Origin of the sequence: Pseudoxanthomonas sp. PXM01, assembly GCF_014851815.1 — a bacterium.
Classification (GTDB): Bacteria; Pseudomonadota; Gammaproteobacteria; order Xanthomonadales; family Xanthomonadaceae; genus Pseudoxanthomonas_A.
This window is the reverse complement of record NZ_JACVAJ010000001.1, coordinates 1,364,504-1,389,798: the sequence shown is the minus strand read 5'-3', so window position 1 is coordinate 1,389,798 and position 25,295 is coordinate 1,364,504. Positions and strand designations below refer to the sequence as shown.

Genomic DNA, 25,295 nt, shown 5'->3' with positions numbered 1-25,295 from the left:
CAGGCCGCTCAGTAGACGTCCCGGCGATAGCGGCCGGCGCCGCGAAGCTCTTCGATCCGCTCGTCACCGAGCATGCTGCGCAGCGCCGCATCCACTTCGGGGGCCATGCCGGCCAGACTGCCGCAGACGTACACCGTGGCGCCCTCGTCGATCCACTGCCGCAAACGGTCGCCATGCGCGCGCAACGCGTGCTGGACATAGCGGTGTTCGCCACCGTCGCGGGAGAACGCCAGATCGAGGTGTTCGAGCTGTCCCTGCGACTGCCATGCAAGCAGTTCATCGGCATGGAAGAAGTCATGCGTACGCTGGCGCTCACCGAACAGCAGCCAGTTGCGTGTCGCGCCCGACTGGATGCGCGCTTTCAGATGGGCGCGCAGTCCCGCAAGACCCGTGCCGTTCCCGATCAGGATCATCGGTACCTGGGTCGCGGGAGGGTGGAAGTTCGGATTGCGCCGGACCCGCAGTGCGATGACGTCGCCGGCACGCGCGTGCCGGCATAGCCAGCCACTGCCCAAACCCGGCGTTCCATCCGCGCGCTGCATCAGGCGTACGAGCAGGTGCATGGCGCCGTCGGCGGGTACCGATGCGATCGAGTACTCGCGGTGGGGGAGGGGCGTGCAGCCATCCGCCAATGTTTGCGCATCCCGGGATGCCAGGGTCGACGCCCGGTCGGGCCAATGGCTGCGTGCCAACACGGCCGCAAGCGGTTGCGGTTCATCCTGCCAGCGCACCTGGATGTCGCCGGCCATGTCGAGGCGCTGCAGGAAGGCCTCGACTTCCTCGGCGGCGTGCCGGGGTCCGATCTCGGCGATATCGCCGGCCGTCCAGTCCGGCAGCGCACCGGCGTCCGGTGCAAGTGCGAGATGGAAGGCGGGCCCACCCAGGCTGCCGGGATTGAGTTCGATGCGTTCGCGCAGTCGCCACGACTCGTAACGGGGTGATGCCCAGTCCGGCGCCTCGTCGCCATTGCCGAGCTGGCCGATGTGGTGCTGCCAGTGACGCAGCGCGCTGTCGTCGGCGTTGTCGACCTCGACCAGGTCGAACAGCGGCTGCGCGTGCTGGCGCCGCAGCCAGTCGTCCAGCTGATGGCCGAAGGCGCAGAACTGCTCGTACTCGCGGTCGCCCAAGGCGAGTACGGCGTACTGCAGTCCATGCAGCCCGAGCGATTGCGACATGATCCCGCGAACGAAGCCCAGTGCAGGATCCGGCGGATCGCCTTCGCCGGTAGTGCTGACCACGAAGATAGCCTTCGTGATGCCTTGCAGACGCACCGCGTCCAGATGCTCGAGTCCCGCGCGCTGCACTGTCACGCCTCCGTGGCGCAGCGAAGCGGCCGTCATGTCGGCCAGTTCCATGGCAAAGCCGGTCTGGCTGGCATGCACCACCCATACGGCGTCCTGCGTGGCGACGGCCGTTGGCTGGGTGGCCCGATCACGTGCATGCGCGCGATACAGGAACCACGCGACCAGGCCGGCGTAAGCCAGTACGGAACCCGCCGCAGCATAGCTGCGTGTCGCCGAAGGCACCGCTTGCCACCAGTCGCCCTCATGCAGGCTTGCGAGCAGCCAGGCGCACGCGGCCAGCAACAGCATGACCAGTGTGTTGCCGACGATTGCGGCGAATCCACGTGATGCGGTGGCGGTGGGCATGCTCATGCAGCGAGATGGCGCTCGAAGTCGGGTGTCATCGTTTCCCGCAGCCCATCGGCGGTGCGTTGCAGGAAGCGTGCGGCCAGGCCGTGGCCACGGGCGAACGCGTATCCCTCGGTGGCACCCATCACGGTCAGGGCGGTGGCCCAGGCATCGGCATGCATCGCATCCGTCGCGACCACGGTGACGGCCGCCGCGGCATCGGTCACCGGTTCACCGCTACGGGGATCGATCGTATGCGAGTAGCACCTGCCGTCCTGCGAATAGGCGTGCCAGCGGTCACCGGAGGTGGCGACGGCCAGGCCGTCGAGTGCCAGCACGCGCGGCGCAAGTCCCTCCGCGTCGGCTTCCTCGTCGGGCGAGGATTCCACCAGCACCCGCCAGGGCGTGCCGTCCGCTTTGCGGCCGTAGCCGTACAGCTCGCCGCCGACCTCGATCAGTGCTGCATCGAAGCCTCGTCCGCGCAGCAGGCTGGCGACGACATCCACACCGTAGCCCTTGGCAATGGCCGACAGATCGAGCATCACGCCGCCCGGCTGGCTGACGCGGCGCTGGTCGGGATCGAACCGCAGTTGCTGCCAGCCAACGCGCGCGCGCGCGATCACAAGATCCGCTTCGGCGGGCCTGCCCAGTGCACCGGCATGGGCGCCGAAACCCCAGGCGCCGACCAGCGGGGAGATGGTGGGATCGAAGGCACCGTCGCTGGTAGCCGCGATGTCGAGGGCGGTTCCCAGCACCCGCAGGAAATCATCCTGCAGGGCGAACCATTCCCCTCCGGACATGCGGTTGAAACGCATGATGTCCGCGTCCGCTTCCCATGTGCTCATCTGTGCGACCACCCGGTCGAGGCGTGCCTGGATGGCGTCATGCAGGGCATGCAGGTCGACGCGCGATGCGCTGACGCAGTGCACGGACCAGGTGGTGCCCATGGTCTGCCCACGCAGGGCATGCACGGGCGCCGCAGGCGCGGAGGCGGGGGGGAGGGAGATGTTCATTCCTGCGTGCGCCGCCGGAAGTGCGTCCGGCGGCGCGGTGTGGCCTTACTGCGGCAGCACTTCCAGCGTGGCGACGTAGCTCAGGCGACGCTGCTTGGCCTGCGGAATCGTGGTCTTGTCGTCCTGCGTACCGGTTTCCAGCCAGTACATGCCGGCTTCCGGCCACGTCACGCTGAACTGGCCGTTGGCATCGGTGGTGACCTTGATCTCTTCCTGCGCGTTGCGATAGCGCGTGCCGCCGCGAGTGATCTCGAACTCGAGACCGGCGGCCGGCTTGCCGTCGACCAGCAGCTTGAACGTGGCGGCTTCGCCTGCGAACAGATCGTTCGGGTGCGTGACCGGCAGCAGTTCGATGCCTTCGCCCGTCGCCTTCAGGGCGGTGTCGTTCGGCGAACCGTTGGTCACGAAGGTTTCGATACGGCCGATCGACTGCGACACCTGCAGGTTCTTCGCATCCTTCGGCACCTTGGTCGCCAGGTCTTCCGGCTTGGCGCCGCGCAGGCCGCCCGGCTTGCCGTCGGCACCTTCCCAGCGAACCATCAGGTTCTTGTTGACCGTGGCGATGCGGTACGTGCCCTGCTGCTTCAGTTCGACGTCGAACACCGTGCGGTACTTGCCCGTTGCCAGGTTCTGCGCTTCCGCGGTGCTGCCATCCGGCGCGGTGATGACCAGGCCTTCGGTGCGCAGCGGCACGTGGTTGAAGTAGAACAGGTCGTTGGATACCGCAGCATCCACCGTGATCCACGGATTGGTGCCGGCGATGACGGTCTGCGACGGCTGCAGCCAGGCCTTGTGTGCGAGGGCGGTGGCCGGAATGACGGACGCCAGGGCGATGGCCACGGCAAGGGAACGCTTCATCGGAATCTCCATCGGGATGCGTGGAAAGGGATCAGGGCTTGAGGGTCAGCGTGACGGCGCCGAGTTCGGAGGTGCCTTGCGCCTTCCCCGATTGCGACGCGCCCTTGGCGGGCCAGGTGAAGGGGATCTTCAGCAGTTCGCGGCCACCGACTTCGCGTGCGGCTTCGACGACCAGCGTGTACTGGCCAGGAGCCAGCTTCGCCAGATGCTGCTTGTCGCTGAAGCTCAGCGCGTGCTTGCCGACCGGCTTGGTGGGACCGGTCACGCCATCCACCGGCACCTGCAGCGAGCGTCCGGACTTGCGCCACCACTGGCGCATGTCGGGCAGCCACTTGGTGCCGTGGCCTTCCGAGTTGCTGGTCTGCTGGTACCAGACGGAGAGGTTGGCGGCGACCTTCTGGTCGGCACCCTCGATCCAGACCGCAACGTAGGGACGGTGGTACTCGGCGACGTTGAGCTTGGGGATCTCGACGTTGACGTCCAGCGTGGCGGCGTAGGCCGGGGTGGCCAGCAGGCCGCTGAGCGCAATGGTCAGCGTGGTGTGGACGGCGATCTTCGACATGCGGTCACTCGCGGTTCGTGGGGGGAATCAGTGGATGAAGAGCAGGGCGATCAACAGCGGTACCAGCAGGCCCAGGCCGACCATCGGCCAGGTCATGCGGCGCTGACGCCCATGCAGATAGAGCAGGAACAGACCGGTGATGCAGAACACCAGGCAGGCCACGGCGAAGATGTCGAGGAACCATCCCCACGCCGGGCCGGCGTTGCGGCCCTTGTGCAGATCGTTGAAGTAGGAGACCCAGCCGCGGTTGGTCCGTTCGTACTCCACGGCACCGGTTTCCCGGTCGATGCTCAACCAGGCATCCGCGCCCGGGCTTGGCATCGAAAGGTAGAGCTCCACGTCAGACCATTCCGCCTGCCGCGTGCCGATCGACACCGACAACTCCTGTTCCAGCCAGTCGACAACGGTGGCGGGCAGCGGGGCGTTACCTTCTTGCCTGTCGCCTAACGCTGCGAGTACGGGGGCCGGGACCGTTGCGGTGAGGTTGGTGACGTCGGGTGTGGCCTCGATCTTCGAGGCGTGGTTCAGCGTGATTCCCGTGACGGCGAACAGCAACATTCCGATCAGGCAGACGGCCGAACTGATCCAGTGCCACTGATGCAGCGTGCGCAGCCAGAAGCCGCGGCGCTGTTGCTGGAGGGCAGGGGAGGCAGAAGGGGACAACGGCGGTCTCGACGCGGCTCGGAGCGGTTCGCCATTACATCACAGATGAGAATGGCTCTCAATTAAGGGGCGTTCCCACCCCAGTGCGGGGTGGGAACGCCTGTGAGGCTCAGAAGTTGACGTTGAAGCTCACCCAGAGGCTGCGCGCCTTGTCCTTGTTGTTGTAGTGATCGAAGAACAACGCCTCGTTGCGACCACTGCCCCCGATGTTGGTATCGATGTAGTCGCCGTCTCCGTTGAGATCACGGAACTCGGCGTCGTAGGTGGTGAAGTCGCGATCGAGCAGGTTGTTGATGCGTGCGTTGATGGTCAGCCAGTCGGTTGCCTTGAACGAGGCGCCGAGGTGCAGGACCTCGTAGTCCTTGTAGTAGAGCTGTTCGCGGGTGATGGCATGCAGGCCGCGGTAGCGCTTGGAGCGTGCTTCGACCGACAGGAACACGTTGAACCGTTCTGCCGCCTGCCAGTCCAGCGTGGCGTTGGCCATGTGGCGTGCGCTGTTGCCCAGCGGCAACCCTGCCTCGGAGCCGCTCTTCTGCTCGCTGTCGGTAAACGTGTAGTTGGCGCGGAAACCGAAGGCTGATGAGATCTTCCAGCGCCCGGCCAGTTCGGCACCCTTGATCACCACCTCATCGATGTTGACCGTCTTGCTGCTGGTCGCGTAGCCGAGGTCAGCATAATCACCGGTGCTCGAGCACTCGAGTGTCGTGCCCGGACCGCAAGGCTGACTGGCGATCTTGTCGTCGAACGTGTTGTGGAACAGGGTGGCGTTGAAGCCATGCCCCGCCGGATGCTGCCAGTACACCGCCAGCTCGTTGCTGGTGCTGGTTTCCGGCTGCAGGTCGGGGTTGCCGAACATCGGCGACACGCCTTGGCCGCCGAAGCCGGTGACACCGTCGTACAGCTGGGTGGTCTTCGGGGTTTTGAAGCCCGTGCTCACGCCGCCCTTGACCGTCCACTGCTCGTTGATGGTGTACACGCCGTAGAGGCGCGGGCTGACTTCGTTGCCGAACACCTTGTGGTCGTCGTAGCGCAGGCCGGCCGTGATGGCCAGGGGCTTGATGACATACCAGGTGTCCTCGGCGAACAGCGAGTACATGTCGTGCTTCTGCACGGCGCTGGGGGTACCGCTTTCCATGCCGAACACGCCATCGGTCAGTTCACCCCGGATGACCTGTGCGCCGATCACGGCGGTGTGGTCTCCGGCCAGTTCGTACGGAATGTCCAGCTTCGCATCCAGCGTGTACTGCGCGCTCTCCAGCGTGCGCTTCGGGCGCGGCAGGAAGGTCTGCGCAGCGATATCGCGGCGCTGGGCGGTGGTCAGGCCTGCATAGGGACCGGTGCCATCCCACATCTGCTGCAGGTGGTTGCGCTCGGCGACGGTGAAGGGGAGGGTGCGGCCGTCGTTGTTGGTGGCCACGTGCGACAGCGAGACGAAACTGTTGCCGAACCCCCACTTGCCTTCATGCGTCAGCGACCAGGCGTCGCGGGTGAACTCCTGGGTGGGGTTGTAGCCGACCTGCGGCGCCACGCGCGTGACGCCATTGACGTTGGCGGTACGCCAGATCGAATTGATGTTGTCGACCGTGCCGACCGGATACTCCTGACCGCCGGAATCGTTGGTCTTGATCGCGTTGTCGTACTCCTGACGGGACGTGTCGTAATCTAGGGTCACCGTCTGCGCGTCGGTCGGCGTCCACGTCAGGCTGATGCCGCCGGCCTTGTTGGTGTTGTCGACGGTCTTGCCGCCGCCACCGAAGCCCAGCGGGCGCGGATGCTCCCGGCCGCTCGGATCCGTCAGTGTTTCGTAGGTCGGGTTGGACGCCTTGCGGTCATACCAGCTGCCGCGCGCGCTGAGGTCGAGCTTGCCGGCGACCAGCGGGCCGGTGACGAAGAAGTCGAACGTGGTGTCGTCGCCGAACTCGCTGGCTTCGAACGTGCGCGCCACGCTGGCCGAACCATGCCAGCTGTCCAGCGAACGCTTGGTGATGATGTTGATCACGCCGCCCATGGCGTCGGCGCCGTAGAGCGTGGATGCGGGGCCGCGGATGACCTCGATACGCTCGATCGCGTCCAGCGGCGGGATGTGGTTGAACTGGTTGCCACCGAAGTTGTTCGGATAGATGTCGCCGTGGTTGTTCTGGCGCTTGCCGTTGACCAGGATCAGCGTGTAATCGGAGCCCATGCCGCGCATGGAGATCGTGCCCTGGCCCGTCTTGTCGCGGGTTTCGCCCACGTCGACGCCCTCGATGTCGCGCACGGCGTCCAGCAGCGTCATATAGGGCCGCTGGGCCAGGTCCTCGCGGGTGATCACGCTGATGCTGGCGGGAGCGTCGGTGATCTTCTGTTCGAAGCCGGCCGCCGTGACGACGACGGTGTCGAAATCGGTGGCGTCGGCGGCGCCGTTGGGGGCGACTTGTGCGAGGACGGGTGCCGAGGTGACGGCGAGCAGGGCAACGGCGAGGCGATGGCGGCGCAAGCGGGCGCGCCCGGTGAGACGGGTGTGGTTCATGGCATTCACAGAGGTAGGGAAACGAAAGGCAGGGCGCTGGTGTCAGCGCTTGCGAGGAGGTTCTGAAGGAGGGTGGCCGGCATGGCGCCGGCACGCGCGTCAGGCGACGCGGTGAGGAGGCGCCTGGCCGGGATGCAGGCGAAGGACGGGATCTTCGCGGCGCGAACGCGGTTCGGGTTCGGTGTGCAGCAGAGCGGGACGTTGCGTCGGAACCGCGTCGCCGGAGCACAGATAGAAAGCCAGCGCCTGCTTGGGATCCGTGGCCGGCGGCGTCTGCACCAGCAAGGCCTTCAGGCGAGGCTTCTTGGCCGGCGACTCCTGATGCTTCGGTTCCCGCGGAGGGTCGTCTTCACTCAGTTCGTGATGGACGAAGCTGGGCTCGGCAAACGTTGCGGTCGATTGGCGCTCGCTGCTGTCACGACGAGGTGCGGACGCCAACGACGCCACCACGGCCAGCACGAACATGGTGAGTACCCACTTGGCCGTCGGACGCCACGCAAAGCGCCCGCGCTGCGATGGCGCGCGCTCAGGATGGCTGGAACTGGACAGCAGATGGATCAAGCGGGTCCCCGGAGCCTGCCTTGGCGGCAAGCTGAACGGGACTATAGTAATTGAGAATACTTATCAAATGCAAACAAGGATGAATCCCATTCGCCCAAAGTCTAGACCTCGGTCCATTGCCTCAGGAGGTTGTGGTACACGCCCGTGAGCTGGACCAACGCGGGATGCTCCGGCACATCCTGGGTCAGCCTTCGGATCGAGACATCCAGCTCGAACATCAGTCGGCGGTGGCCGTCATCGCGCACCATGCTCTGCAGCCAGAAGAATGAAGCAACGCGTGCCCCGCGCGTGACCGGCGTGACCCTGTGCAGGCTGGTGCCGGGGTAGAGCACCATGTGGCCGGCCGGCAGCTTCACGCTCTGGGTGCCGAACGTGTCCTCGATGACCAGTTCACCGCCGTCGTACTCGTCGGGGGCGCTGAGGAACAGCGTGGCCGAGAGATCCGTGCGCACCGGATCGACTCCCCCGCGGCTGCGGTCGTAACGGATGGCATTGTCGACGTGGTAGCCGAACGACTGGCCGCCACCGTACCGGTTGAACAGGGGTGGATAGATGCGCCTCGGCAACGCGGCCGAGAAGAAGGTGCTGTTGCGGGACAGGGCATCGAGGATCAGCGCACCGATCTCGCGCGCCGCCGGGGCATCTTCCGGCAACTGCGCGTTGTCCTTGGCCTTCGCCGACTGGTAGCCGGCCGTGATGCGGCCGTCGGCCCAATCCGACGCGTCGAGCTTGGCTCGTGCCTGTGCGACCTGCGTGGGAGTCAGGACATCGGGAATCGCCAACAACATGTCGGTTCACCTCAAGAAAACGCCCCGCCCATTGTGCATGGGCGGGGCGGATAGGGACTACAGCATCATGCGGATCAGAATTTGAAGGTTGCGGTCAGCACGGCCGAGCGTGCCGCACCGGGCGTCGCCCAGCCGTTGTTGCGCACGCGGGTGAAGTACTGCTTGTCGAACAAGTTATCGATGTTCAACTGCAGGCCGAAGCGCTCACTGAACTGATAGCCCGCCATGGCACGATGCATGGTGTAGCTCTTCACCCGAGGAGCATTCGCGGCGCTGGCCGTGTAGAAGTCGCCCTGGTAGGTGACGCCATACCCGAGGGTCCAACCACGCAATGCGTAGGTCGTCCAGGCGCTGGCCGAATGCTCCGGCGTGTTGGGCAACGGGTTGCCGGCCTGGGCATCGATACCTGTGGTCTCGCGAACGCGGTCCGACACGCTCTGCAGGACTTCGCTGTCCAGATACGTGTAGTTGGCGAAGATGGACCACGCACGCGTGATGTTGCCGGCCACGCCCAAGGCGATGCCGTCCACGCGGGCCTTGCCGTCCAGCTGCTGCGTGCCGGAGGGATTGTCGGGATTGTTGGGGTCAGCGACCTTGTAGTTCTGGCGTTCGTTGCGGAACAGCGCGGCAGTCACCGCCAGTCGTTCATCCAGCAAGTTCCACTTTGTGCCCAGTTCGATGTTGACGGCCGTCTCCGGGTCGACTTCGCAGGTCTGGTCTGTACAGGCGCCATTGACCGAGCCCTTGGAAGGGGTCTTCGAGTTGGCGTAGGACAGGTAGATGCTGCCATTCTCGGCGGGCTTGAACAGAAGGCCTGCGCGATACGAGAACAGGTCGTCCTCATTGCGGAAGGTCTTGCCGACGGTCACGGCGCCCCCCGCGGCGGGCGTGGCATAGGTGATTGCTCGGGTGTCGCCCTCGTTGTGTTCGTAGCGCGCACCGAGCGCCAGTTCCCATTGCGGGTTGAACTTCAGTGTGTCGAAGGCGTAAACGGCCTGGTTGTCCAGCGTGCCGTCGGTGTGGCCGGCCCGAATGTAGTTGACCGGCCCCGCATACACGTTGTTCGGGTTGTGGATGCCCATCACCGGGTACACGGGAGCGGTGCCGTCCGCGTTGCGCTGGGTGTTGCCGTTGTCCAGCTCGTAGGTTTCATGCATGAACGAGACGCCCGCGACGAGTGCATGTTCCACACTGCCGGTATTGAAGCGCGCCGTTACGTCCGTCTGGCTGAGCGCCAGGCCGTTGGTGGTATCGCGTGTCGTGCCACGGGGACCGGACGGCTGGTAGGTGCCCGGCAGCATATTGCCCGTACATCCCGCGCCGGTGGCCGGGTTGATGCCGTTGTCGAGGCACCACGTGCCCTGGGTAGGGTTCACGAGCACATACTGATCGACCTTCTGGTAACGAGCGAGGCTGCGCAGGGAGACCTGCTCGTTGAAGTCGTGTTCGAACACACCCGTCAGTACGTCGACATCGATCTCCTGCTTGTCCATGTTGCGGTAGCCGAAGTAGGCGTCGCGGCTGATGCCAGGCAACAGGCCGCCGTAGGCCGCGAAATAGGGGAGGCCGTATTCCGGGATGTTCTCGTCGTGCTGGTGCAGGTAGCTCAGCGTGAAGCGGGTGTCGGAACCCAGGCCGATCGCGAACGAAGGCGCAATGCCCCAGCGCTTGTACTCCTCCACATCACGGTCCGCGACGTCGTTGCGATGGACCATGGCGTTGACGCGCAGTGCCTGGCCGGTGCCGAAGTCGTGATTGCTGTCTACGGTGGCGCGCCCGAAGCTGTCGGTGCCCGCGCCCAGGGTAAACGTGCTGAAGTTGCCTTCGCGAGCCGTCTTGCTCACGAGGTTGATGTTGCCGCCTACCGACCCGGCGCCGGACATCGCGGAGTTGGCACCATTGATGAGTTCGATGGACTCGAGATTGAAATTGTCGGTCCGGGTGTACTGCGCGCTGTCGCGCACGCCGTCGACCGTGATGTCGGTGGTGGCGTTGAAGCCACGCAAGTTGATGCTGTCGCCGTAGCCGCCGCCCCCTTCGCCGGCGCCGAAGGTGATGCCCGGCAGGGTACTCAGCACATCGCGCAGGCCCAGCAGGTTCTGCTGCGCCATGACTTCGCTGGTGACCACGGTGATGGTTTGCGGCGTATCGACCAGTTCTTCGGTGTACTTCGGTGAGCTGGCCTTGCGGACGCGCTCGCCATGGACCTCTACCGTGTCGAGCTCTTTGGCCTGACCGGAGGCATCGGCTGGGGTGTCGCCGGTGGGGGCGGCCAGGGCCGGGGTGGTGATCGCCAGCAGCAGGGCGGCGGCAAGGGGGGAGTGACGAAGGTTCATGAGCATCCTCAAGGTGATGGAAGCACCCGGTGGCGAAGGCTGGCGGGGGAAAAGAGACATCGCGGCCGCGGTCGGACAGCGACCTCGGCAAGCGCAAGATGGATCAGGAGAAACGCGGGAGCGGAAGCGCACGCCGGCGGCGCGCGTAGAGCGTCAGGACAGCGCTGGGGGGCCGCGTCCCAAGGGCGTGTGGCGACGCAGGACGCAGGACGCGTCGCGCAGGTTCCTGGGACGGCAGGGCGTCAGGCGGGACCGCTGTGCACGAGCGCTGTCGAAGGAGAGGTCGGGTTCTGACTCGCTCTTCGCGATGTCGGATTCGAGGGCCTGCAGGACCAGCGGGGCCCTCAGGCAGGACGCATCATCGCGATCGGCATGGCCGGACTCGGCGAGCACCAGCAGTGGCGCGGCAGGCAGTGTCGCGTGCCGCGCCGTGGGCGGCGCCTTGCCTGCGGCTATCGCCATGCTGGCCATGACCAGCAGCACCCAGCCCAGCAGTAGGCGGGTGACGATCCGGGCGGCAGCGGCAGGCTGATGAGACAAGTGGGTTCGGGCGCAGGGCTGCGACGGCCGGTCGCAGGCGGGGCGCGCCAGAATAATGAGAATTATTCGCGATTACAACAGAATTTTTACAAGTCGCGGGCAACCAGTAACCGGATACTCAATCCCGGTCGTCGCGGGTCCAGATCCCGCCGTGTTCCAGCTTTGTCGGGAACTTCACCACCGGGGAATAGGCCGGCGCACACAGGGCCCGGCCGTCACGGACATCGAAGCGAGCCCCATGCAGCACGCACTCGATGCTGGCTTCCGCCGGGTCGTAGCTGCCGGAGGAAAGCTCAAAGTCTTCGTGGCTGCATTTGTCTTCCAGCGCATACACCTCGCCGTCGTGGTTGACGACGACGATGGGCGTACCGGTAACCTCGTCGAAGACGGTCTTCATTTCCCCGGGCAGCAGCTCGCCTGTGGCGCAGACGAACGTCCATGTCTCGCTCATGCAGGCACTCCCACGAAGGGCTTCTCCAGCACCTCGAAGCGCAGGTCGTCGCGTTTGGGGATGCCGTAGCGCTCATCGCCGTAGGGGAACGGCTTCTTGATGCCGGTGCGCACGTAGCCGCGGCGCTCGTAGAACGCGATCAGCTCGTCGCGGATATCGATCACGGTCATCCGCATGGCCGGCAGCTTCCATTCCTCACGGGCGACGCGCTCGGCTTCCGCCAGCAGCGCTTTGCCCACGCCGCCGCCCTGCAGAGTGGGGCGGACCGAGAACATGCCGAAGTAACCCGCGCCATCCTCCTCCGCCACATGCGCGCACGCCAGCAACAGGCCGTCCCGCTCGGCGATGATGATCCGGCTGTGTGGCCGCTCGATATCCCGGCGAAGCACCTCGGGATCGATGCGCTGGCCGTCCAGCATGTCGGCCTCGGTGGTCCAGCCCTGCTTGCTCACGTCGCCGCGATAAGCGGACGTGACCAGGGCGACGAGGGCCGGGATATCGGTGTGGGCAGCGGGGCGAAAGGTCAGGGTTTCCATGCCGCCCATTGTAGGGCGGCGGACCGTTCCACCGCAGCGTCAGGCCAGCAGGCTGCGTGCCTTCTTCAGCGCGGCGATGAAGTGCTCGACTTCCTCGTGCGTGTTGTAGAACGCGAACGAGGCGCGCAGCGTGGCGGCCACGCCGTAGAACTGCAGCAGGGGGTGGGCGCAATGCTGGCCGGAACGGACGGCGACGCCATCCAGGTCTAGCAGGGTGGCCAGGTCGTGCGCGTGTGCGCCCTCCACCAGGAACGAGATCACCGCCGCCTTCTCGGGCGCCCGGCCGAAGATGCGCACGCCCTCAATCCGGTCCAGTTCCTCGGTGGCATGCGCCAGTAGTTCGGCTTCGCGCGATTCCACGTTCGCCATGCCCAGTGCGTCCAGGTAGTCGACGGCTGCACCCAGCCCGATGAAGCCGGCGATGTTCGGCGTGCCGGCCTCGAACTTGTGCGGCGCGTCGTTGAACACGGTGCCGTCGAAGCTGACTTCCTTGATCATCTCGCCGCCACCGATGAACGGCGGCATCGCCTGCAGGTGTTCCTTGCGCGCCCACAGCGCGCCGGTCCCCGTGGGACCGCACATCTTGTGGCCGGTCAGCGCATAGAAATCGCAACCGATCGCCGCAACGTCGACCGCGCGGTGCGGTACGGCCTGCGAGCCGTCCACCACGGTGACGATGCCACGCTTGCGGGCCTCGCGGCAGATCTCGCGGACCGGATTCACCGTGCCCAGCACGTTCGAGGTATGGGTGACGGCCAACAGCTTCACGTCGCCGGTCATCGCGGCGTACAGCGCCTCAAGGTCCAGCGAGCCATCCTGATGGATCTCGGCGACCTTGATGGTGGCGCCCGTACGCTGCGCGACGAGCTGCCACGGCACGATGTTGGCGTGGTGCTCCATCCGCGAGACGAGGATCGTGTCGCCGGCCTTCAGGCGCGGCAGCGCCCACGAGTACGCCACCAGGTTGATCGCGAAGGTCGTGCCGCTGCACAGCACCAGTTCGTCGGGCCGCACGTTGAGGAAGCGGGCCAGCGTCCTGCGCGCGCCTTCGTAGGCCTCGGTCGCCTCGGTGCCCAGCGTGTGCACGGCACGGCTGACGTTGGCGTTGTGCTGGCGATAGAAGTCATCGACTGTCTGGATGACCGACGCCGGCTTCTGCCCGGTATTGGCGCTGTCCAGATACACCAGCGGCTTGCCGTTGACTTGGCGCGTCAGCAGCGGGAAATCGGCGCGGACGCGCGCCCAATCGATGGCGTTTCCGGCAGGCGCTGGGGCGGCCTCGTGGTTCATGCCGCGCCCAGTGACGCCAGCGCGGCATCGACGCGGGATACCAGCAGGTCGCGCAGTTGCGGTGCTTCGATCGCCGACAGCGGCTCGCGGCAGAACGCGGCGGTCAGCAGCTGCTGTGCTTCCGCCTGCGGCAGGCCACGCGAGCGCAGGTAGAACATCGCCGTTGCGTCGAGCTGGCCGACGGTGGCGCCGTGCGCGGCCTTCACCTCGTCCGCATGGATCTCGAGCACCGGCTGGGTGTCGATTTCGGCATTGGCCGACAGCAGCAGGTTCTTGTTCGACAGCGCGGCGTCGGTACCGTCGGCGCCTTCGCGGATCAAGATGCCGCCGTGGAAGACGGCACGGCCACGATCCGCGCCCAGTCCGCGCCAGGTCAGCTCGCAGGCCGTGTCGCGACCGATGTGGTCGATGCCCAGCCGCGTGTCGACATGGCGGCGACCGTGCGCGAGCAGGACGCCGTTGGCGACCAGGCGCGCGTTGTCGCCTTCCAGGCGGACATTCAGTTCGTGTCGCGACAAGGCGCCGCCCAGTTCCAGGTCCACGCGACGGTACTCGGCATCGCGGGCGATGACGGCGTCGGTGCGGAGCAGGGTGGTGGCGCGATCGCTGTCGGACTCGATGCGGGCGTGCGTCAGGCGTGCGTCCTTGGCCAGGTGCACGTGGGTCAGCGCATTGATGAAATGCGCATGAGCGTCGACGGCAATATGGTGCTCGACCACCGTCAACGCGGCGCCGGCACGCAGCTCGATCAGGTTGCGCAGGTGCCAGGCGCGATCCGCGCCGTCGGCGGTGCCGATGAAGACCAGGTGCAGCGGTTGCTCGCTGCGGGTGTCGGGCTCGGCGCGCAGCAGCACGCCTTCGGTCGCCAGCGCGGCGTTGAGGCGCGCGAAGATTTCATCGCTGCGCTCGAACCGGCGCTGCAGGAAGCGCGCGGCATCGCCGCCTTCGGCCAGCGCCTCGGACAGCAGTTGCAGGCTGACACCGTCCGGCAAGTCGGTGGTCAGCGACAGCGCCACCGAGTAGCGACCATTGACGAACACCGCGCGCGGCGCCGGGATGTCGGCCAGCAGCATCGGATCCAGCGCCGGCAACGCCTCGACTGCCGCGAAGCTGCGGCGCTCCAGCTGACGCAGCGAGGTGTACTTCCAGGCTTCGGTACGCGGGCCCGGCAGGCCGTCGCGCAGCGCCTCGTCCAGCACGGCACGGCGTGCGGCGTCGCCGCTGAAGCCTGCCGACAGGGAATCCAGCAACGCGCTCATCAGGCTGCCTGCTCCGGCGCCACGCGATCCTTGATCCACGCATAGCCATGCTGTTCCAGTTCCAGCGCCAGCTCGGGGCCGCCGGTCTCGACGATGCGGCCGTCGGCCAGCACGTGCACCACGTCCGGCTTGATGTAGTCGAGCAGGCGCTGGTAGTGGGTGATGACCAGGAAGGCACGGTCCGGCGAACGCAGCGCGTTGACACCGTCGGCGACGTTCTTCAGCGCGTCGATGTCCAGGCCGCTGTCGGTCTCGTCCAGGATCGCCAGCTTCGGTTCCAGCACGGCCAGCTGGAAGATCTCGTTGCGCTTCTTCTCGCCGCCGCTGAAGCCTTCGTTGACGCCGCGATGCAGCAGCTCGTCCTTCAGGTGCAGCACGGCCAGCTTGTCGCGCACCAGCTTGAGGAACTGCATCGAGTCCAGCTCCGCCTCGCCGCGCGACTTGCGCTGCGCGTTGAGCGCCGCGCGCAGGAAGTAGGTGTTGTTCACGCCCGGGATCTCGACCGGGTACTGGAACGCCAGGAACATGCCGGCGGCAGCGCGCTCTTCCGGTTCCAGTTCCAGCAACGGCTTGCCGTCGAATTCGATGCTGCCGGCGGTGACTTCGTAGCCATCGCGCCCGGCCAGGATATTGCCCAGCGTGGACTTGCCGGCGCCGTTGGGCCCCATGATGGCGTGCACCTCGCCGGGCTTCACTTCCAGCGAAAGGCCCTTGAGGATGTCCTTGCCGGCGACGCTGGCGTGGAGGTTGTCGATCTTCAACATGATGCTTTTACCTATTTTTATTCGGATGTGGTGCGCCAGAGGCGGGTAATGCCATCTGGGCCCACGCCATTCGGGGTAAGGCTGACGTTGTAGTGCACGTGCAGCGGTCCGGAGGACGCTCGCAAACAGGAGCCGGTCAACCTGGTCTTCTTTATCGACTCGATTGCAGCGCGATCAATCTCACGGAGTCGAGATGAGGCCGAGACATGGACTCTCTCGTAAGCGCCATCGTTGCCGACATCAATCGTCAGCGTGACCTCGGCGCTCTTGTCGCGCAGATAAGTGTCCGGCGGGATGCGAAATGCCTGAAGACCTTCCAGATCACCTTTCGAACACGCGATCTCAGCCGAACTTGCGGCCCTGGGCGCGAGTACGCCGGCAATCAGGAGCGGGAGGAGGATGAGCCCCCTCATCCCACGCTGCCTTCCAGCGACACTTCCAGCAGCTTCTTCGCCTCGACCGCAAACTCCATCGGAAGCTCGCGGAAGACCTGCTTGCAGAAGCCGTCGACGATCATCGAGACCGCATCTTCCTGACTGATGCCACGCGCGCGGCAATAGAACATCTGGTCGTCGCTGATCTTCGAGGTGGTGGCCTCGTGCTCAAGCGTCGCCGTCGGATTCTTTACCTCGATGTAGGGGAAGGTGTGGGCGCCGCATTTCTTGCCGATCAGCAGGCTGTCGCACTGCGTGTGGTTGCGCGCGCCATCCGCATTGCGGTCCACCTTCACCAGGCCGCGGTAGGTGTTCTGGCCACGGCCGGCGCTGATGCCCTTGCTGACGATCTTGCTCTTGGTGCGCTTGCCGACGTGGATCATCTTGGTGCCGGTGTCGGCCTGCTGGCGGTGGTGCGTCAGCGCGACCGAATGGAACTCGCCCACCGAGTCGTCGCCGAGCAGCACGCACGACGGGTACTTCCAGGTAATCGCCGAGCCGGTTTCCACCTGCGTCCACGTCACCTTGCTGCGCGCGCCCCGGCATTCGGCACGCTTGGTGACGAAGTTGTAGATGCCACCGCGGCCTTCCTCGTCACCCGGATACCAGTTCTGCACCGTGCTGTACTTGATCTCGGCATCTTCCAGCGCGACCAGTTCGACGACGGCCGCGTGCAGCTGGTTCTCGTCGCGCATCGGCGCGGTGCAGCCTTCCAGGTACGAGACGTAGGCCTTGTCCTCGCAGATGATCAGCGTGCGCTCGAACTGGCCGGTGTGGCCGGCGTTGATGCGGAAGTAGGTGCTCAGCTCCATCGGGCAGCGCACGCCCTTGGGGATGAACACGAAGCTGCCGTCGGAGAACACCGCCGAGTTCAGGGCGGCGAAGTAGTTGTCGCCGACCGGCACCACGCTGCCCAGATACTGTTTCACCAGTTCCGGATACTCCTTGATGGCCTCGCTCATCGAGCAGAAGATCACGCCCTTCTCGGCCAGTTCCTTGCGGAATGTGGTGCCGACGGACACCGAGTCGAACACCGCATCGACGGCCACGCCAGCCAGCTTGGCGCGCTCGTGCAGCGGCACGCCCAGCTTGTCGTAGGTGTCCAGCAGTTCCTGCGGCACTTCATCGAGCGAGGCGTACTTGGCCTTCGGCGCGGAGTAATAGCTGACGGCCTGGAAGTCGATCGGTGCGATCTTCAGCTTGGCCCAGTGCGGCACCGGCATCGTCAGCCAGTGGCGGTAGGCCGCCAGGCGCCATTCGGTCATCCACTCCGGCTCGTCCTTCTTGGCGGACAGGGCGCGCACCACGTCCTCGTCGAGGCCGGGCGGCAGCGAGTCGGATTCGATGTCGGTGATGAAGCCGGCGTCGTAGCGACGTCCCAGCTGTTCCAGGATTTCAGCGTTCTCGGTGGCCATCGGGCTGCCTACGGTTCAACGGGTCGCGACCTGCACGGCGATGGGTCGCCTGCGCACGTCGTCGGAAGAGGAGGGGGGAGGGCTGATCATCTGGGCGAGGGTGAAGCCGCGCAGCGCGTCGGCCACCACGTCGTTGATCAGCCGCCAGTTGGCGCGGGCGCCGCATTGGTGGGCGATGCCGCACTGGCTCTCGCTCTGGCTGCACTCGGTCATCGCCAGCGGGCCTTCCATCGCCTCGACGATCTCGACCAGGTTGATGTCGGAGGCGTCCCGGCTCAGCCGGTAGCCGCCATGCGCGCCACGCAGGCCTTCGACCAGCCCGGCCTGGGCCAGCGGCTTGAGTACCTTGCTGACGGTGGGCGTCTCCAGGCCGGAGTGTTCGGCCAGGTCGGACGCGCTTAACACCTCGCCCGGACGCGCGGCGAGCACGGTCAGGACCACGGTGGCGTAGTCGGTGAGCTTGGTGACACGGAGCATCGGGAGGGGGGAGGTCCAGAAAACGTACCGAAATTGTACGCTTTAAGCCCGCCAGGCTCAAACCCCTGAATTTTCCCCATTCAGTCAGGGGGCCGGCTGACGAATGTCACCCGCGATGGCTGACGGCTGCGACTGATGGTGCGCACACCGGATGGGGAACATGGGCCCTGTCCACTTCCGGACAGCCCCGACACCAGGATGCCCGCCATGAACACGACCCACGCTCCTTCCTACTCCGCCCCGTCCGCGGGTGGCTTCGACCAGCACTTCCTGTGGCGCGTGCTGCTGGCCATCGGCGGTATCTACCTGGCGGTGAAACTGTTCCGCGGCATGGGCCAGCTGTTCTGGACGGTGTTCGGCCTGGCGATGGGCCTGGTCTGGATGTTCAACGGCCGCCTGCTCCCGTGGGGCTGAGGCGGGGCCGGCTGCCTACTTCGTGGCCGGCGCTTCCGGGCCGGTCGGCAGCACCATGCCGAAGTAGGGCGCAGGCGGCGGCGTCCCCGGCGGCAGGGCTTCAGGCGCGGGCTGGCCGGCCGTGCCCAGTGCGTGCACGAACCGGTAGATCGCGCGACGGTCGTCCTCCGTCATGGCGCGGACGGCGAAGTCGGGCATCATCGGTCGCGTGCGGAGATTGGCGCTGTATTCCATCCACTGCGCCTCGCTGAGCTCCTGCATCCGCAGTCGCAGGTTGGTGGCGTAGGTGGTGCCCCATGGACCGTTGAACCCCATCGGCGACCCCACCAGCCAGGCGTCCTTGGCGACCTCGCCACCCGCCTGGGCATAGCCCGGCGTGTGGCAGTCGTTGCAGCCGGCGATGCGCACCAGGTATTCGCCGCGGGCGAGCAGATCGGCCTCGGATGGCGCCTGCGCCGGCAATGACGCCATTGCACGTGGCGCCTCGGGCTGGCAGGCGACCATCGCCATCAGCAACACGGGCAGGGGCAGGAAGCGGAGGGTGCGCATGGCGAAGGCTCTGCAGGGGGAATGCGGCTTCCAACGCGCCGTCCCTGCAGGACCGGCCACATTGATCCACGGCGCGATTCAGCCTGCGAACACCGCCCCCGACTTGGGAATCCCGCGGGCATGGGCGAGAATCCCCCTTTCGCACCCATCGTCCCCACTGGATACCGCATGCCCCGCAAGATCGAAGCCCGCCAATCCGACATCCACGGTAACGGCGTGTTCGCCATCGCCTCCATCGAGAAGGGCGAGCGGGTGGTGGAGTACAAGGGCAAGCGCCGCACGCACGATGAAGTGGACGAAGACGACACCGGTGACGTCGATTCGGGCCATACCTTCCTGTTCACGCTCAACGACGAGTACGTCATCGACGCGAACCACAAGGGCAACAAGGCGCGCTGGATCAACCACAGCTGCGATCCGAACTGCGAAGCCGTCATCGAGGAACACGACGGCAAGAACCGCAAGAAGGACAAGGTGTTCATCGAGGCGATCCGCGCGATCAAGCCCGGCGAGGAGCTGACCTACAACTACGGCATCACCCTTGCCGAGCCGCACACCGCCCGCCTGAAGAAGATCTGGGCCTGCCGTTGCGGCAGCAAGAAGTGCACGGGTACGATGCTGCAACCCAAGAAGGGCCGCTGATCCGGACGGCCCCTTCCAGGCACGGATGCCGCAGGAAGCCCGAAGGTTGAAATGACCGAAGGCAGGTGTGGTCCGTCTTTCCCGTCGCTACCTTGCGCGCACCGGACCACCACCCGACTGCCATGACTCTCCTCCGTATTGCCGGCGCGCTCGCGCTGCTGCTGCCCTGCACCTTGGCCCAGGCCGTCGAGATCGATGGCCGCATCGATCCCGCCGAATGGCAGGACGCGCGCCACGTTACCGACTTCCGCAAGACCCAGCCGCTGACCGGCGAGCCCGGCTCGCTGCCCACCGAAGCCTGGATCCTGGCCACGCCGGACGGCCTGGCCATCGCCTTCCGCGCCACCCATCCGGCCAGCGTGCCGCGTACGCGTCAGAAGGTGCAGCGCGATTTCGACGCACAGGTCGATCGCGTCAACGCCTTCATCGATTTCGATGGCGACGGTCGCACCGGTTACGCCTTCACGGTCAGCTCCACCGGCGGCATCGCCGACGAGATCATCACCAACGAAAACCAGTTCAGCGACGACTGGGATGGCCAGTGGCGCCATGCCGTGACCGAGGACGAGGAGGGCTGGTCGGTCGAACTGCTGATTCCCTGGCATACCGCGCCGATGCGCGATGGCACCGACGGCCAGCGCACGTTGAAGGTGTTTCTGGCGCGCGTGATCGGCGCGACCGGCGAGCGCATGGCGTGGCCGTCGGCCAGCTTCGAACGGCCGCGTTTCCTGTCCGACTTCGCGCCGGTCACCGTCGCCCAGTACGACCAGTCCTTGCTGGCCATCACGCCGTACGTGTCGGGCCTGTACGACAACGTCGGCGGACGCAGCGACTTCAACGGCGGCGCCGACCTGTTCTGGAAGCCGAACGGCCGCTTTCAGCTGACCGCCACCGTCAATCCGGATTTCGGCCAGGTCGAGGCCGATGACCTGGTGGTCAACTTCAGCGCCACCGAGACCTTCATCAGCGACAAGCGGCCCTTCTTCACCGAGAACCAGGGCATCTTCGAACTGACCACGCCCTCGGACGACAGCCAGCAGCTGTATACGCGACGCGTGGGCAGCACCGGCGACATCACCGCCGCGGTGAAGTTGAACGGCAGCCTGGGCAAGGTGAACTACGGCCTGTTCTCCGCCGACGAGGACGGCGCCACCGGGCGCAGCTATCACGCACTGCGTCTGGTGCGCGATTTCGACACGCAGAACCTCGGTGCGATGCTGACCCGCGTCGACGACCCCTGGCGCGACCGCGAGGCCACCGTACTGGGCGTGGACCACAACTGGCGGCCGACCGCGCGCTGGAACATCCGCACCCGCCTGCTGGGCAGCCGCATCGACCAGGGCGGCACCGAGACCGACGATGTCGGCGCGACCGTGTGGGCCGACTACGAGATGGACCACGGCTGGCGCCAGCAATGGATCGCCATGCATTTCGGCAACGACCTGCAGCTCAACGATTTCGGCTACCTGTCGCGCAACAGCAGCAACTACCTGCACTGGGAGGCGCGCAAGCGGTTCACTGGGCTGGCAGAGGATTCGCGCTATTCCTCCAAGGACTGGCGCTGGCGCGTCAGCAGCAGCCACAACAACCATGGCGAAAAGCTCAACGACCAGTTCCGCATGAGTCGCGAAGGCCAGCTGCGCAACGGCAGCTACGAGTACGCGCAGATCAACGTCAACAGCGCGGGGATCAACGACACGCTGCTGCGCGGCAACGGCATCGTGCGGATGCCGGCCAACTTCAACACCTATTTCGAGTACGAGCGCCCGCGCAAGGGCAACTGGGGCCATACGTTCGAGCTGGAAACGTTCGGCGGCGGGCTGGCCGGCAACCGCAAGATCGGCACGGCAGTGTGGTACGGCACCACCTACTTCATCAGCGATGCGTTCAGCCTCAATGCCGGCCTGCTGGCCGTACACCGGCCGGACTGGCTGATCTGGCAGGGGGCGGCGCAGGGCGATCTGGTCGGCGCGTTCGAGGGGCGCGAAACCAAGCTGCGCGCTGGCCTGGACTGGAACATCAACGACCGTCAGGAACTGCGCGTGAAGATGGAGGCCATCGGCATCAGCGCACGCGCCCGCAATGCGTGGCGCTTCGATCCGTCCGGCCATGCCATTGCCACCGCCGAGCCGATCGACGACTTCCGCGTGCACAACCTGGGCTTCCAGGTGCGCTATCGCTACGAGCTGGCGCCGCTGTCCTACCTGTACGTGGTCTACGCCCGCGGCGGCTACGAGCAGCTGGCCGGCACGGAGGGTGTCGACGACGCGGTGCGCGACACTTTCAGTCTGCGCAATGACGAGCAGCTGGTGGTCAAGTTGAGCTACCGCTTCGAACTTTGAGGCGTTCGCAGTCCCGAGGCGGCGGACTCAGGGCGTGGCGGCCGCGCCCAGGGTGAGTTCCACCTGGCCATCGTGGATGCGCAGCGATTCGGCTGTCAGCGTGCCCGGCACCTGGGCGAGGTCGTCGTCGGTCAGCTGGTAGAGCGGACGGGTGTTGGCGTACTCGCGGATCAGGTCCTGCAGCACCTCGCGCGAACCGCCCGGCAAGCCGCGTCCGGCGGCGCCCGTGCCGATGTGTTCCAGCACCGGGTCCACCAGGTGCAACCCGCGCGTGCCGGGGTCATAGCGCAGGCCGCTGCTGACCACCACGTTGCCGTTCTCGAGCCTGTCGCCGGTGGTCAGCACGATGTCGTAGTTCATCTGCAGCTGCAGCCGTTCGCCCGGTGCGGGAATGCGCACCTGCGGATCGGTCAGGGTCAGCGCGGCGAAACCTTCCAGCAGCGCATGCTCCACCGGAAAACCACTGCGTGCCGCAGTCTGCAGCTGGGCGGCGTTGAGGCGAAGCACGTTGCCGCTGTCCTCCACGGGGCGGAGCAGGTTGCCCCTTTCCGCCATCGCAACGGGTGGCACCGCCAACGTTGCGAGCAGGGCGACGCGGGCGAGCAGTGTCTTCATCATCGTCGTCCTCATTGCAGGTGGATGACCACGCGGCCGTTCTCGATCTGCGTGCTGCCGATCCGCTTGCTGGCCGGCAGCCGCTGCAGGATGTCGTTGTCGATGCGGTAGACCGGTTCACTGCGGGCGTACTCGGCCAGCACGGTGTTGACCAGCTGGCGCGTGCCGCCCGACATCAGCGAGCCACTGCCAGGCACGTCGACCGACAGGATTTCCGGATTGTCCAGATGCAGGCCGCGCGTAGCGGGGTCGTAGCGCAGGCGGCTGGCGAGCGCGAAATGACCGCGGCTCACGTCGCGCGCGCCGAGCGCGCTGACGCCGATGTCGAAATCCAGGCGCAGGCGGTCGTCGTTGGACGGCATGCTCAGGCGTGGATTGGTCAGCGTGGCCGACACCAGGCCGCCGAGCTTGTCGAACTCGCGCGGGAAACTCTGGTTGAGGTAGCGCTGCAGCTGCGGCTGGGTGAAGTTGATCTGGTTGCCGAACAGGCCGGTGACCGTGTTGAGCGTTTCGCAGCCGGCGAGGGCGAGCGTGGCAATGCCGGCGAGGCCGGCGACCAGGAAGCGGCGGCGGGTGCGCATGGAGGGCTCCGTGAAGGGTCGCGGCACCTTAGCCGGCGGCGCCTGTCCGGCGCCTAACCGGCAGGGTGTTGCAGGAAGTGCAGCTTCCGTTCGGACGTGTAGTGCCACCAGGGCACCGGGCCGCAGCCTTCCATGAAGCGTACGGCGGCGATGAAGCAGTCGCAGAGGCAGGGATCGTGGCGCTGGCCGGTGCTGTCGTTGACGCGGCGGTAGAGCGCGTAGGGGTCCTGGCCGACCAGGTCGCGCGGTTGCGTGATGCCGATACCCCGCAGGTCGCCCGCGATCGATGGCCCGATGTTGGGGATCTGTTCCAGCGAGTGCGCGTCGGTGGCGTGCCGTGCCTTCATGCGGACAGGCTACGCGGACCCTTGCCGGATGTCAGCCGACGGCGCGGGTGCGCTCCTTCAGCGAGGCGACGAAGGTGCCCATGTGCGGACGCAACGGCGCGAACAGGTCATCGGTGTCCTTGCGGTGGTCCAGCATCAGGCCGCTGAGCAGCTTCGTGCCGACCACCAGCGCGGCGCGCTCGTCGCCGCTGAGGCCTCGCTGGCGCTGGATGTTCTCGAGGATCCGCATCCAGTCGTCGTGGCAGGTGTGTTCGAACTCGATGGTGCAGCGGCCGTTGCATTGCAGGCCATCGTCCTCGATCGGGGTGACGGTGATGCGGTAGCGGTGGGTGTTGTTGGGCATGGCGATGGGGCAGGCGCGGTGGGGGACAGGGCCAAGATAGGCCTGTGCACCTGTAGGAACGAGCGCCTTCACCGCGATGGACTGTTCCGCCCGGCGCCGTCGCGGTTCAGTCGACGGTCGTGGTCGCCGTGCCGGCCTTGAACAGGGGCAGCGGGTCGTGGGCGCCCGCCGCGCCGTAGATGCCGTAGTGCAGGTGCGGCGGCGTGCCCCGCGCGTTGCCGGTGGTGCCAACGAAGCCCAGCGTGTCGCCGGGCTGCACGACCTGTCCGCTGGCCAGGTCGGCCGCCCAGTCGTCCAGGTGCGCGTAGTAGTGGCGCTCGCGGCCGGGTCCGATCACCCACACCTGCTTGCCACCAAGACCGCCGTCGCGCACCGAGGCCACGACGCCTCGCGTCGCGCTGAACACCGGGGTGCCACGCTTGGCGAAGATGTCCACGCCCTGGTGCGTGCGGTCGCTGCCGCGCGGCGCGCCGAAGGTATCCGCGATCTGCCGCGCATGCACGCCCTGGACGGGGACCGGCAGGGCGCGCGGCGGAGGCGCGCGCGAGATGTCCCACAGCATGCGGGCGGATGCCATGAACGGCTGACCCCATGCCCAGACGAGCAGCGCGGTGAACGCCGCCAGCCACAGCAGCGACCAAGCCAGGCGTCGCAGGCGGCGCGCGGCCGATCGCATCGCGTGGATCAGGCCTGCGGCTGGGCGAGTTGGCGTTCGAGCTGTGCTTTCAGCGCGGGGTCCAGCTTCAGTTGCTTCGCCAGTTCGTCCAGGTAGGCACGTTCCATGAAGTTCTGCTCGTCGGCCACCATCAGGCTGGCGAGATACATCTCGGAGGCGATCTCCGGCGTGCTGCCGGCACGCGCGACTTCGGCCGGATCCAGCGGCTTCTCCAGTTCGGCATGCATCCATTGCTGGAGATCGGCATCGGTGCCTACGCGTGAGAACTCGCCTTCGATCACCTCACGCTCGCGCGCGTCGATGTGGCCGTCGGCCTTTGCGGCGGCGACCAACGCCTTGAGAATAGCTTGGCTGTGCAGTTCCACCTGGGGTGGTGGCAGGCGGTCGACTGTCTGCGGCGCAGTGCCGGCGGCGAAGCCGCCCTGCTGCTGCTTGTAGTCACCGTAGGCGCGGTAGGCCATCACGCCGATCGCGGCCAGGCCGCCGTAGGTCGCCAGCTTGCGCGTGGTCTTGTTCTTGCCCAGCAGCAGGCCGAGCGCGCCGCCGCTGATCGCCCCCTTGCCGAAGTCGGCATTGAGCACGCTGCCGCTCCCGCTGGACGATTTCAGCAGATGGTCGAGGAAACCCTGGATCTTCATGGGGGCGCACCTTGCGTTGGGGGTAGGTGGATTATCTGCGGGCAGCATGACCGGTTCGCAA

28 protein-coding genes are annotated in these 25,295 nt (G+C 66.3%); 3 read left to right on the top strand and 25 right to left on the bottom strand.

Features of this window, described 5'->3' with window-relative positions; genetic code table 11:
- Positions 1–8: 8 nt before the first annotated feature.
- The 18 genes from IB230_RS06335 to IB230_RS06250 form a co-directional block, all read right to left on the bottom strand.
- Positions 9–1,649, bottom strand: a complete 1,641-nt coding sequence (locus IB230_RS06335) for a flavodoxin domain-containing protein (protein WP_192271319.1) — start codon at positions 1,647–1,649, stop codon at positions 9–11.
- 2 nt (positions 1,650–1,651) lie between these two features.
- On the bottom strand, positions 1,652–2,644 hold the full coding sequence (locus IB230_RS06330) for an FAD:protein FMN transferase (RefSeq protein ID WP_192270116.1): 993 nt from the start codon (positions 2,642–2,644) through the stop codon (positions 1,652–1,654).
- A 45-nt stretch (positions 2,645–2,689) separates the two neighbouring features.
- Positions 2,690–3,502, bottom strand: a complete 813-nt coding sequence (locus tag IB230_RS06325) for a DUF4198 domain-containing protein (protein ID WP_192270115.1) — start codon at positions 3,500–3,502, stop codon at positions 2,690–2,692.
- A 31-nt stretch (positions 3,503–3,533) separates the two neighbouring features.
- The gene (locus tag IB230_RS06320) at positions 3,534–4,064 is read right to left on the bottom strand and encodes a DUF2271 domain-containing protein (protein ID WP_192270114.1); all 531 of its coding nucleotides are present in this window, start codon (positions 4,062–4,064) and stop codon (positions 3,534–3,536) included.
- 27 nt (positions 4,065–4,091) lie between these two features.
- Entirely contained in the window at positions 4,092–4,727 is a 636-nt protein-coding gene (locus IB230_RS06315; protein ID WP_192270113.1) for a PepSY-associated TM helix domain-containing protein, read from the bottom strand.
- Positions 4,728–4,836: 109 nt separating this feature from the next.
- On the bottom strand, positions 4,837–7,236 hold the full coding sequence (locus IB230_RS06310; RefSeq protein ID WP_192270112.1) for a TonB-dependent receptor: 2,400 nt from the start codon (positions 7,234–7,236) through the stop codon (positions 4,837–4,839).
- 99 nt (positions 7,237–7,335) lie between these two features.
- Complete coding sequence (locus IB230_RS06305) at positions 7,336–7,797, bottom strand: hypothetical protein (RefSeq protein WP_192270111.1); 462 nt, start codon at positions 7,795–7,797, stop codon at positions 7,336–7,338.
- 101 nt (positions 7,798–7,898) lie between these two features.
- Positions 7,899–8,585, bottom strand: a complete 687-nt coding sequence (locus tag IB230_RS06300) for a Fe2+-dependent dioxygenase (RefSeq protein WP_192270110.1) — start codon at positions 8,583–8,585, stop codon at positions 7,899–7,901.
- 74 nt (positions 8,586–8,659) lie between these two features.
- A complete protein-coding gene (locus tag IB230_RS06295; RefSeq protein ID WP_192270109.1) occupies positions 8,660–10,921 on the bottom strand; it encodes a TonB-dependent siderophore receptor in 2,262 nt (753 codons plus the stop codon).
- 153 nt (positions 10,922–11,074) lie between these two features.
- Entirely contained in the window at positions 11,075–11,461 is a 387-nt protein-coding gene (locus IB230_RS06290; protein WP_192270108.1) for a hypothetical protein, read from the bottom strand.
- Between the two features lie 118 nt (positions 11,462–11,579).
- On the bottom strand, positions 11,580–11,912 hold the full coding sequence (locus IB230_RS06285; RefSeq protein WP_192270107.1) for a non-heme iron oxygenase ferredoxin subunit: 333 nt from the start codon (positions 11,910–11,912) through the stop codon (positions 11,580–11,582).
- Positions 11,909–12,448 (bottom strand): GNAT family N-acetyltransferase, encoded by a 540-nt coding sequence (locus IB230_RS06280; protein ID WP_192270106.1) that lies wholly within the window; start codon positions 12,446–12,448, stop codon positions 11,909–11,911. The genes IB230_RS06285 and IB230_RS06280 overlap by 4 nt, the downstream gene beginning before the upstream one ends.
- 39 nt (positions 12,449–12,487) lie before the next feature.
- Complete coding sequence (locus IB230_RS06275) at positions 12,488–13,738, bottom strand: cysteine desulfurase (RefSeq protein WP_192270105.1); 1,251 nt, start codon at positions 13,736–13,738, stop codon at positions 12,488–12,490.
- Complete coding sequence (gene sufD / locus IB230_RS06270; protein ID WP_192270104.1) at positions 13,735–14,997, bottom strand: Fe-S cluster assembly protein SufD; 1,263 nt, start codon at positions 14,995–14,997, stop codon at positions 13,735–13,737. Before sufD ends, IB230_RS06275 begins: the two co-directional genes overlap by 4 nt.
- Positions 14,997–15,761, bottom strand: coding sequence for a Fe-S cluster assembly ATPase SufC (gene sufC, locus IB230_RS06265; protein WP_192270103.1), 765 nt, complete (start codon positions 15,759–15,761; stop codon positions 14,997–14,999). The genes sufD and sufC overlap by 1 nt, the downstream gene beginning before the upstream one ends.
- A 17-nt stretch (positions 15,762–15,778) precedes the next feature.
- Positions 15,779–16,174 (bottom strand): TonB family protein, encoded by a 396-nt coding sequence (locus IB230_RS06260; RefSeq protein WP_192270102.1) that lies wholly within the window; start codon positions 16,172–16,174, stop codon positions 15,779–15,781.
- Complete coding sequence (gene sufB, locus IB230_RS06255; RefSeq protein ID WP_192270101.1) at positions 16,171–17,610, bottom strand: Fe-S cluster assembly protein SufB; 1,440 nt, start codon at positions 17,608–17,610, stop codon at positions 16,171–16,173. Before sufB ends, IB230_RS06260 begins: the two co-directional genes overlap by 4 nt.
- Before the next feature lie 15 nt (positions 17,611–17,625).
- The gene (locus tag IB230_RS06250) at positions 17,626–18,087 is read right to left on the bottom strand and encodes an SUF system Fe-S cluster assembly regulator (protein WP_192270100.1); all 462 of its coding nucleotides are present in this window, start codon (positions 18,085–18,087) and stop codon (positions 17,626–17,628) included.
- Between the two features lie 207 nt (positions 18,088–18,294).
- On the opposite strand from IB230_RS06250, the gene IB230_RS06245 reads away from it, so the two are divergent.
- A complete protein-coding gene (locus tag IB230_RS06245) occupies positions 18,295–18,501 on the top strand; it encodes a hypothetical protein (protein WP_192270098.1) in 207 nt (68 codons plus the stop codon).
- 15 nt (positions 18,502–18,516) lie between these two features.
- Here the strand turns inward: IB230_RS06245 and IB230_RS06240 are convergent, their stop codons facing one another.
- A complete protein-coding gene (locus IB230_RS06240) occupies positions 18,517–19,050 on the bottom strand; it encodes a cytochrome c family protein (RefSeq protein ID WP_225589223.1) in 534 nt (177 codons plus the stop codon).
- A gap of 168 nt (positions 19,051–19,218) precedes the next feature.
- Between IB230_RS06240 and IB230_RS06235 the strand changes: the two genes are divergently transcribed.
- Together IB230_RS06235 and IB230_RS06230 are read left to right on the top strand one after the other, a co-directional pair.
- On the top strand, positions 19,219–19,692 hold the full coding sequence (locus IB230_RS06235) for an SET domain-containing protein-lysine N-methyltransferase (protein ID WP_192270096.1): 474 nt from the start codon (positions 19,219–19,221) through the stop codon (positions 19,690–19,692).
- 122 nt (positions 19,693–19,814) lie between these two features.
- A complete protein-coding gene (locus IB230_RS06230) occupies positions 19,815–22,034 on the top strand; it encodes a DUF5916 domain-containing protein (protein ID WP_192270089.1) in 2,220 nt (739 codons plus the stop codon).
- A 27-nt stretch (positions 22,035–22,061) separates the two neighbouring features.
- Here IB230_RS06230 and IB230_RS06225 read toward each other — a convergent pair whose 3' ends face one another.
- From IB230_RS06225 to IB230_RS06200, 6 genes are all read right to left on the bottom strand, one after another.
- Positions 22,062–22,649, bottom strand: coding sequence for a DUF1439 domain-containing protein (locus tag IB230_RS06225; protein WP_192270087.1), 588 nt, complete (start codon positions 22,647–22,649; stop codon positions 22,062–22,064).
- Positions 22,650–22,660: 11 nt separating this feature from the next.
- Positions 22,661–23,230: a DUF1439 domain-containing protein gene (locus IB230_RS06220; protein ID WP_192270085.1), complete on the bottom strand. Its 570-nt coding sequence runs from the start codon at positions 23,228–23,230 to the stop codon at positions 22,661–22,663.
- A gap of 53 nt (positions 23,231–23,283) precedes the next feature.
- Positions 23,284–23,577, bottom strand: coding sequence for a helix-hairpin-helix domain-containing protein (locus IB230_RS06215; protein WP_192270083.1), 294 nt, complete (start codon positions 23,575–23,577; stop codon positions 23,284–23,286).
- Positions 23,578–23,608: 31 nt separating this feature from the next.
- Complete coding sequence (locus IB230_RS06210; RefSeq protein WP_192270081.1) at positions 23,609–23,920, bottom strand: DUF3861 domain-containing protein; 312 nt, start codon at positions 23,918–23,920, stop codon at positions 23,609–23,611.
- 106 nt (positions 23,921–24,026) lie between these two features.
- A complete protein-coding gene (locus IB230_RS06205) occupies positions 24,027–24,596 on the bottom strand; it encodes a M23 family metallopeptidase (protein ID WP_192270079.1) in 570 nt (189 codons plus the stop codon).
- Between the two features lie 8 nt (positions 24,597–24,604).
- Complete coding sequence (locus IB230_RS06200; RefSeq protein ID WP_192270077.1) at positions 24,605–25,234, bottom strand: tellurite resistance TerB family protein; 630 nt, start codon at positions 25,232–25,234, stop codon at positions 24,605–24,607.
- Positions 25,235–25,295: the final 61 nt, after the last annotated feature.

Coding starts and splice junctions, on each gene's coding strand:
- IB230_RS06335 (WP_192271319.1), bottom strand. CDS start 1,649: ATGCCCACCGCCACCGCATCACGTGGATTCGCCGCAATCGTCGGCAAC.
- IB230_RS06330 (WP_192270116.1), bottom strand. CDS start 2,644: ATGAACATCTCCCTCCCCCCCGCCTCCGCGCCTGCGGCGCCCGTGCAT.
- IB230_RS06325 (WP_192270115.1), bottom strand. CDS start 3,502: ATGAAGCGTTCCCTTGCCGTGGCCATCGCCCTGGCGTCCGTCATTCCG.
- IB230_RS06320 (WP_192270114.1), bottom strand. CDS start 4,064: ATGTCGAAGATCGCCGTCCACACCACGCTGACCATTGCGCTCAGCGGC.
- IB230_RS06310 (WP_192270112.1), bottom strand. CDS start 7,236: ATGAACCACACCCGTCTCACCGGGCGCGCCCGCTTGCGCCGCCATCGC.
- IB230_RS06300 (WP_192270110.1), bottom strand. CDS start 8,585: ATGTTGTTGGCGATTCCCGATGTCCTGACTCCCACGCAGGTCGCACAG.
- IB230_RS06295 (WP_192270109.1), bottom strand. CDS start 10,921: ATGAACCTTCGTCACTCCCCCCTTGCCGCCGCCCTGCTGCTGGCGATC.
- IB230_RS06285 (WP_192270107.1), bottom strand. CDS start 11,912: ATGAGCGAGACATGGACGTTCGTCTGCGCCACAGGCGAGCTGCTGCCC.
- IB230_RS06280 (WP_192270106.1), bottom strand. CDS start 12,448: ATGGAAACCCTGACCTTTCGCCCCGCTGCCCACACCGATATCCCGGCC.
- IB230_RS06275 (WP_192270105.1), bottom strand. CDS start 13,738: ATGAACCACGAGGCCGCCCCAGCGCCTGCCGGAAACGCCATCGATTGG.
- sufD (WP_192270104.1), bottom strand. CDS start 14,997: ATGAGCGCGTTGCTGGATTCCCTGTCGGCAGGCTTCAGCGGCGACGCC.
- sufC (WP_192270103.1), bottom strand. CDS start 15,761: ATGTTGAAGATCGACAACCTCCACGCCAGCGTCGCCGGCAAGGACATC.
- IB230_RS06260 (WP_192270102.1), bottom strand. CDS start 16,174: ATGAGGGGGCTCATCCTCCTCCCGCTCCTGATTGCCGGCGTACTCGCG.
- sufB (WP_192270101.1), bottom strand. CDS start 17,610: ATGGCCACCGAGAACGCTGAAATCCTGGAACAGCTGGGACGTCGCTAC.
- IB230_RS06250 (WP_192270100.1), bottom strand. CDS start 18,087: ATGCTCCGTGTCACCAAGCTCACCGACTACGCCACCGTGGTCCTGACC.
- IB230_RS06245 (WP_192270098.1), top strand. CDS start 18,295: ATGAACACGACCCACGCTCCTTCCTACTCCGCCCCGTCCGCGGGTGGC.
- IB230_RS06240 (WP_225589223.1), bottom strand. CDS start 19,050: ATGCGCACCCTCCGCTTCCTGCCCCTGCCCGTGTTGCTGATGGCGATG.
- IB230_RS06235 (WP_192270096.1), top strand. CDS start 19,219: ATGCCCCGCAAGATCGAAGCCCGCCAATCCGACATCCACGGTAACGGC.
- IB230_RS06230 (WP_192270089.1), top strand. CDS start 19,815: ATGACTCTCCTCCGTATTGCCGGCGCGCTCGCGCTGCTGCTGCCCTGC.
- IB230_RS06225 (WP_192270087.1), bottom strand. CDS start 22,649: ATGAAGACACTGCTCGCCCGCGTCGCCCTGCTCGCAACGTTGGCGGTG.
- IB230_RS06220 (WP_192270085.1), bottom strand. CDS start 23,230: ATGCGCACCCGCCGCCGCTTCCTGGTCGCCGGCCTCGCCGGCATTGCC.
- IB230_RS06215 (WP_192270083.1), bottom strand. CDS start 23,577: ATGAAGGCACGGCACGCCACCGACGCGCACTCGCTGGAACAGATCCCC.
- IB230_RS06210 (WP_192270081.1), bottom strand. CDS start 23,920: ATGCCCAACAACACCCACCGCTACCGCATCACCGTCACCCCGATCGAG.
- IB230_RS06205 (WP_192270079.1), bottom strand. CDS start 24,596: ATGCGATCGGCCGCGCGCCGCCTGCGACGCCTGGCTTGGTCGCTGCTG.
- IB230_RS06200 (WP_192270077.1), bottom strand. CDS start 25,234: ATGAAGATCCAGGGTTTCCTCGACCATCTGCTGAAATCGTCCAGCGGG.